The sequence below is a fragment of the Kistimonas scapharcae genome (assembly GCF_039540975.1).
Lineage (GTDB): Bacteria > Pseudomonadota > Gammaproteobacteria > Pseudomonadales > Endozoicomonadaceae > Kistimonas > Kistimonas scapharcae.
The window spans coordinates 1-5,493 of the sequence record NZ_BAABFL010000101.1 but is presented as its reverse complement, the minus strand read 5'-3'; the positions used below and the strand labels follow the sequence as shown (position 1 = coordinate 5,493).

General features: G+C 56.0%; 10 protein-coding genes. All 10 read right to left on the bottom strand.

Translation table 11 applies throughout. The annotated features are described in order from the left end of the window. Positions 1-674: terminase large subunit domain-containing protein (locus tag ABD892_RS05780; RefSeq protein ID WP_345194459.1), on the bottom strand; the 674-nt coding region annotated here is incomplete at its 3' end. Next, positions 671-1,141 carry a hypothetical protein gene (locus ABD892_RS05775; protein WP_345194458.1) on the bottom strand — a complete coding sequence of 157 codons (471 nt, stop codon included), beginning with the start codon at positions 1,139-1,141 and terminating at the stop codon, positions 671-673. The genes ABD892_RS05780 and ABD892_RS05775, both read right to left, overlap by 4 nt. A 52-nt stretch (positions 1,142-1,193) precedes the next feature. Beyond that, entirely contained in the window at positions 1,194-1,853 is a 660-nt protein-coding gene (locus ABD892_RS05770; RefSeq protein WP_345194457.1) for a C2H2-type zinc finger protein, read from the bottom strand. Between the two features lie 96 nt (positions 1,854-1,949). After that, the gene (locus ABD892_RS05765; protein WP_345194456.1) at positions 1,950-3,275 is read right to left on the bottom strand and encodes a DNA modification methylase; all 1,326 of its coding nucleotides are present in this window, start codon (positions 3,273-3,275) and stop codon (positions 1,950-1,952) included. Positions 3,276-3,308: 33 nt separating this feature from the next. After that, entirely contained in the window at positions 3,309-3,788 is a 480-nt protein-coding gene (locus tag ABD892_RS05760; protein ID WP_345194455.1) for a hypothetical protein, read from the bottom strand. After that, positions 3,785-4,219 carry a structural protein gene (locus ABD892_RS05755; RefSeq protein WP_345194453.1) on the bottom strand — a complete coding sequence of 145 codons (435 nt, stop codon included), beginning with the start codon at positions 4,217-4,219 and terminating at the stop codon, positions 3,785-3,787. The genes ABD892_RS05760 and ABD892_RS05755 overlap by 4 nt, the downstream gene beginning before the upstream one ends. Next, positions 4,182-4,559 carry a hypothetical protein gene (locus ABD892_RS05750; RefSeq protein WP_345194452.1) on the bottom strand — a complete coding sequence of 126 codons (378 nt, stop codon included), beginning with the start codon at positions 4,557-4,559 and terminating at the stop codon, positions 4,182-4,184. The genes ABD892_RS05755 and ABD892_RS05750 overlap by 38 nt, the downstream gene beginning before the upstream one ends. After that, a complete protein-coding gene (locus ABD892_RS05745; protein WP_345194451.1) occupies positions 4,519-4,941 on the bottom strand; it encodes a hypothetical protein in 423 nt (140 codons plus the stop codon). The genes ABD892_RS05750 and ABD892_RS05745 overlap by 41 nt, the downstream gene beginning before the upstream one ends. Beyond that, a complete protein-coding gene (locus ABD892_RS05740; RefSeq protein ID WP_345194450.1) occupies positions 4,938-5,150 on the bottom strand; it encodes a hypothetical protein in 213 nt (70 codons plus the stop codon). The genes ABD892_RS05745 and ABD892_RS05740 overlap by 4 nt, the downstream gene beginning before the upstream one ends. 100 nt (positions 5,151-5,250) lie before the next feature. Continuing rightward, positions 5,251-5,493, bottom strand: a 243-nt coding sequence (locus ABD892_RS05735; protein ID WP_345194449.1) for a single stranded DNA-binding domain-containing protein, incomplete at its 5' end; no start/stop codon positions are given.

Sequence of the window (5,493 nt, the reverse complement as noted above, 5' to 3'; positions counted from 1 at the left end):
ATCAGCCATGCCTGCACCAGCCAGGGCGGCCCGGACTTTTTCAGCCGGTTGATGTACTTGGGGTCGTTGCTGAGCAGGAGCTCGTTGTCCTCCAGCCGGCTGGGAATATAGATTCGCTCGTCACCGGTGTTGGCATCGCAGATCAGTTGCATGCCCTTGGGAGCGTCGTCGATGTAACGCTTCTTGATCCACTCATGTCCCGGCCCGCCCGGGTTGGCCGACAGGTTAAAGCTGGCAGGAATGCCATAAGGGTTACGGAGGGTGGCCTGGAGCTTGTCAATGGGGTCAGGCGTGGGAAAGTTACCCGCCTCGTCAATGTACACATCGGTGTAGGAGTGGCCCTGATACTTGCCGGCGTCGGCGTCCCGCTCAAGGCTTCGAAGCCGAAGCAGCGCGCCGTTGGGCATAATCCAGGTACTTTTCTGGGCACGGTACAGCGCACCGATGGGGAGATAGATCTCATGGGAGCGGGCAATCACCTCGTCCAGCTCCGGCATGCTGCGCCGAACGAATAATCCCTTGCTGTGGCCACCGTACTTGGTGCTACGTTGCAGCCACTTACCCAGAAACCCATCGGTCTTGCCGCCACCCCGTGCACCGCCGTAAAGGATGTCCTCCACCGGACAGGTGACCAGCGCTGTTTGCGGTCCCGGTTGGGGCGACCAGGTGATCATGGGCTGTCGGTATCATCCCGACCGTATTGTTTCAGCCACTCCTCACGGCTCATGGGCTCGGGGATCAGTACTACGCCTGTAGGTGGTGCGACCTCGGTACCGTCCGGTGTGGTATGCGCCACCTTCTGCGGCGCATTGAAGCCGTAAATACGTGCGCGACGGTCGATGGCCTTCATGATCTTGTCCATGGCCTGCAGATCCCCTTTAAGGCTTTGCTTCATAGCCTCGCGGATAATCCAGTCCAGCCGCTCAAGGTCCAGACGACGGTTAACCCTGGCATCCTCGCGGCTTTCGTTTTCCAGGGTTTCGATGGACTTAACGACATGGCGGTAAGCGGCGGTTTTGCTGATGGCCAGCTGGTCGGCAATCTGCCGGTAGGACAGACCGAGGGTACGCAGCTCCAGCGCCTTTTTGCGTAAATCTGCCGTTTTAGCCCGCTGGGTACGTCCCGGATTCTGGATAGCCATCGTTCACCCCTTATGCGTTCACCTTTGGAGGGCAAAGGTGGGTTAGCAGCGGTTATTCGGTCTTTGGTTTTTTTGCGGGTGGTTGATTGGTGTCGGTTGCTGGTTGTGATGGATGCTTGGTTCTCATGTGAGAGTTAAGGTTGCTTTGCTGTGCAGCAGAATAGTCGCAATGCTGGCACTTATAGGGCTTCTCGCCTGTGTGTCTTCGTACATGGGCCTTCATGACATGTTTATATATTGTTAGATATGAACATGTGTTGCACTGGTATTTCTTATCTGCTTGTTGACTGTATCCCGATTGAACGCCCGAGGTTCCAGCTACAGCGACAGGTTGAGGGGCTGGTGATGTAGATTGTTGTATTGGAATTGAGGCTGTTGTTTCTGTTGAAGTGCTAGCTACTGGCTCTGGTTCAGGGGGGCGCGGTGATAATTGTTGCGTTGAGCTTGAGGCTGTTGGCTGTGGAGTAGGTGTAGCTATTTGCTGGAGTTTATCTGATAGTGTTGTCTGAGCAGATGAAGAAAAAGGCTGTGACAGCCCTGTTGATATTGTTGTACCAACAGCTTGTGCGGTTCTTACATAACTCCAGCTTCGTGTTCTAGCTGACTCTTGTTTTCGTGTTAATGGGTCTAAGATTCGGAACAGTTTTGTTCTTTCATTATTATCTACACTTGGTTGAGGTGTTTGATTTCCTGCTGAGCCTGTTGGTGTCATTGGTATTTCCTATCCGTTGTTAATGTAAGCTATTCCTAAAGACAGACAGACAGACAGACAGACAGTTCCTTGTTGTTTGTCCAGCAAACAAGTCCGTTAGCCATTCTCTACTTGTCCGAATGTTTGACCGCTACTCTCGAGTACTGCATCCTGCGCGGTGAACGTCTGCCAGCGCCGGATAATCACATCACAGTAATGCGGGTCCAACTCCATAACCCGGCTGTAACGTCCCAGCTTTTCGCAGGCAATCAGGGTGCTGCCGCTACCGCCACAGAGATCCAGCACACTATCACTTCGTTTGCTGCTGTTTCGCACCATGGAGACAATCAGATCGACCGGTTTCATAGTGGGATGCTCGCGTGATGCATTGGGTTTGTCCTCGCGGATAACCGTACCGCACAGGCGGTTACGCAGTTCCTTCACCTCTTTGGCCAGCGCGCTCTTGTCGAGGTCTTTGGTTTTGGGCTCCTCGTCCAGCACTGTCTTTTTGTTGCGTTCGCCATACCAGACATGAGCGGCACCGGGTTTCCAGCCATAGAGGATGGGCTCGTGCTGCCAGTGGTAATCCTGCCGTCCCATCACGCTGGAGCTCTTTACCCAGATCAGCACCTGCTTCAGGTAAAACCCCGCCTCCTGCAGTGCCAGGCGGAAGTTCACGCCCTCAGTGTCTGCGTGGGCCACGTAGATCGGTCCGCCGTCTTTGGTGACTGTGAAGGCCGAGGTAAACAGATCCCGCAGGAATTGCCGGAACTGGCTGTCGCCCATGCTGTCATTATCGATTTTGAGGGAGTCTTTGGTCTTGCCCTCGTAGTCCACGTTGTAGGGTGGATCGGTCCAGACCATGTCGACAAGCTGGTTATCCACAAGGCGATCGACGTGTTCCAGATTGGTACTGTCACCGCACATGAGCCTGTGGTCGCCTAATAGCCAGATATCACCATCTCGGGTGACTGTCTCGGTTTGTACATCCGGTACATCGTCGTCATCGGTGAGCCCTTCGGTGGGTTCGTCCAGCAGCTCGAGGGTGGACAGGCTGTTGAGTAGTTCGTTGAGCTGCTCGTTATCGGTATCAATATCCGCAATCAGCTGGTCCAGCATGGCCTGATCGGTTTCTGCTAAAGCCGACAACGGATCGATGGTAGCCAGCGCCAGCTTTTCCTCTTCCTCGGTAAGACTCACATAGATCACCGGCACCTCGGTTTCACCCTCACGTTGGGAGAGCTCCACCCGAAGATGCCCGTCAATCAGATGGCCGGTAGTCTGGTTAACAATCACCTGCTGTATCCAGCCGATCTCCTCGAGTACACCCTTGAGCGCCTCTTGTTGATGTTTCGGGTGCTTGCGCCAGTTGTTGGGGTTGGCCAGCAGTTGATCCGGGGACTCTTTGCCCTGTCCGGTGATGCGGTCTTTCCAGTGACTCACGATGCTTTCCCTGTCTGTGGTGTTTCGTGGTGGTCAGGACTTTCTGCACAGCTGGCTGATCAGCGGGGTCAGGTTCCGGATAGCCCGTTCGCCAAACAGGAAACCCAGCACCAGAATGTTCACCACGATCAGCGCCGCCTGTTGTTTTTCGGACAGCGACCACTCGGAGAACCAGCACCAGTCCAGGTACATGGTGAAGAACCCCCAGACCGGTCGCTGGCAGCCCCGGGCAAACAGCATCAGTCGTCCCACGACAGGCAGGCTTTTAAGGTCCGATGCAGTGCCTTCCAGCTTGCTGATCCGCTCGGTTAGCATCTGTTCGGCCTCCAGCAGGGCGTTGTCGGTCTGCTGTCGCTTGTCCTGCTCGATACGCTCCAGCTCAAGCCGTAGCCTGGCCTGCTGCTCCGGTGTCAGATCCGGCGGGAAGTAGGTCTTGATGCCGTCGAAGATGGTCTGGGCCAGATTGCCGGTGAGCAGGTTACCCAGGCCGGTGGCGAAGGACTCAAAGCTCATAGGCTATTCCCCGGTATGCCGTCTCGATCCCAGCGGATGCCCTCGTCGATCAACCACTCGCTGTAGGGCTGGCAACCTAGCTCGTGGTGGATGATGGCGCGGATCAGCCCGGGCAGGCAGAGCTCAATGCCGTTGTCGATGCTGAAGTCCGGCGGCAGGCCAAGACGGGCGGACACGGCCTCCACATAGGCGTCGGTGTTGTTTTCATTGGGCGGTGCCCAGCGGTTGATGAACTCGCGAACCGTACGCAGCTCATGGCGGTGGTAGTAGGTGCGAAGGGTTCGGCTCATGGCGCGGATGCCGAACTCGTGGCTGACGAACTGGCAGAACGCCTTGTCCGTTTGGATGTCCTGCAAGCCCTGCCATGACTCACCATGACGGATGTTGCCAGGATTACAGTTCCTGAAGCCCCTGATGTGTGACACCAGCATGTTGTGCGTCCTGCGTCGTTTTGGTTTGGATATCCAGCCAGGTGTCGTACATCCGGAGACTGCCGGCGATACCGGTGATCAGTACAACCACGGCGACCCCCACCATGAACAACCGCTTCACATCATCACCCAGCTTGACGACCAGCAGGTGGGTTTCCTTGGCCTCGGACTTGATCTCGGCGATATCCGAGCTCATCGTTTCCACCTTGATCTGCAGGTGGGTGACCGTGTTCTCAAGCGTATTGATCCGGGGCGGGGTGGTTTCAAGGTCCCGCACCCGGTGGTCCATTACCGCGATATCACGCTCGGCCTGAATCAGCCGTTCTTCCATGTCGCTCATACACACGTCCCTGTGCCGTGATGCGCTGGTTCCTTGCTCGTGCGCCCCAGAGCGGTTGCGCCAACCCCTCGCAGATCATGCGGATAGTGCGTTCGCTCAGGCCAAACCGTCCGGCCACCTTGGCCTTGCTGAACCCTGATAACACCGCCTGCCGGATAGCCCGGTTGCGTTCGATCTTGGCGAGCGTCATGGGGATATACGACCGGAGTCCGGCAAACTCCCGGGCCACGATGCGGGCGGCATCCAGACCGATAACCTGAACCATACGATCATCCGGTCTCACCTTCGCGGCAAAGTATTTCCGCTGACCGCCAAAGGCCTGCTCAATGGCAATGGTTTTTTCCCTGCCGATGGCCTGAACCAGCTCCGGTTCGATACTCATGCGGCCTTCCAGGTCTCGCAGTAATGACCGGTGACACAGCAAAGCCGTGGGGCGTCGTTGGTGAGAAACCGGCAGCGGCGGGCATGCATCAGCGCCTCGGCGACCAGGGCAATATCCAGCTTGCCAATATGAGCGATTTCCGCGCTGGTCATTGAGGGGTTGTTGATCACAAGCAGGTTGATCGTCGATGTTTTTATGTTGTGAACCATGGGCTGCATCCTGCATCGATAGGTTTATGTTAGGTATTATTACGACGTTACGCCATAGAAAACAACAGCTATGACGTAACGTAACGACGTAGAAAAAGCGCTAGAACGGGATATCATCGTCTCCGTAATCATCAAAGCCGGGTTGTGTAGACGCCGTGCCTGAGGGGTTTACCGGGTTATTGGGCACCATCTGATTACCATACTTCTGTCGTTCAGTGGCCTGGCCTGATGGCGGCGATTCGGTTGACGGTGTTGGTTGCGTAACCGTTGAGTCCAGCAACGTCCAATGATCCACCACGATATTGGTGTAGTTGGCATAGGTGCCGTCCTGTTTGCGTCTCGC

Bases quoted from the DNA above. Each gene is read 5' to 3' on its own strand.
- ABD892_RS05775 (WP_345194458.1), bottom strand. From the start codon at position 1,141: ATGGCTATCCAGAATCCGGGACGTACCCAGCGGGCTAAAACGGCAGAT.
- ABD892_RS05770 (WP_345194457.1), bottom strand. From the start codon at position 1,853: ATGACACCAACAGGCTCAGCAGGAAATCAAACACCTCAACCAAGTGTA.
- ABD892_RS05760 (WP_345194455.1), bottom strand. From the start codon at position 3,788: ATGAGCTTTGAGTCCTTCGCCACCGGCCTGGGTAACCTGCTCACCGGC.
- ABD892_RS05755 (WP_345194453.1), bottom strand. From the start codon at position 4,219: ATGCTGGTGTCACACATCAGGGGCTTCAGGAACTGTAATCCTGGCAAC.
- ABD892_RS05750 (WP_345194452.1), bottom strand. From the start codon at position 4,559: ATGAGCGACATGGAAGAACGGCTGATTCAGGCCGAGCGTGATATCGCG.
- ABD892_RS05745 (WP_345194451.1), bottom strand. From the start codon at position 4,941: ATGAGTATCGAACCGGAGCTGGTTCAGGCCATCGGCAGGGAAAAAACC.
- ABD892_RS05740 (WP_345194450.1), bottom strand. From the start codon at position 5,150: ATGGTTCACAACATAAAAACATCGACGATCAACCTGCTTGTGATCAAC.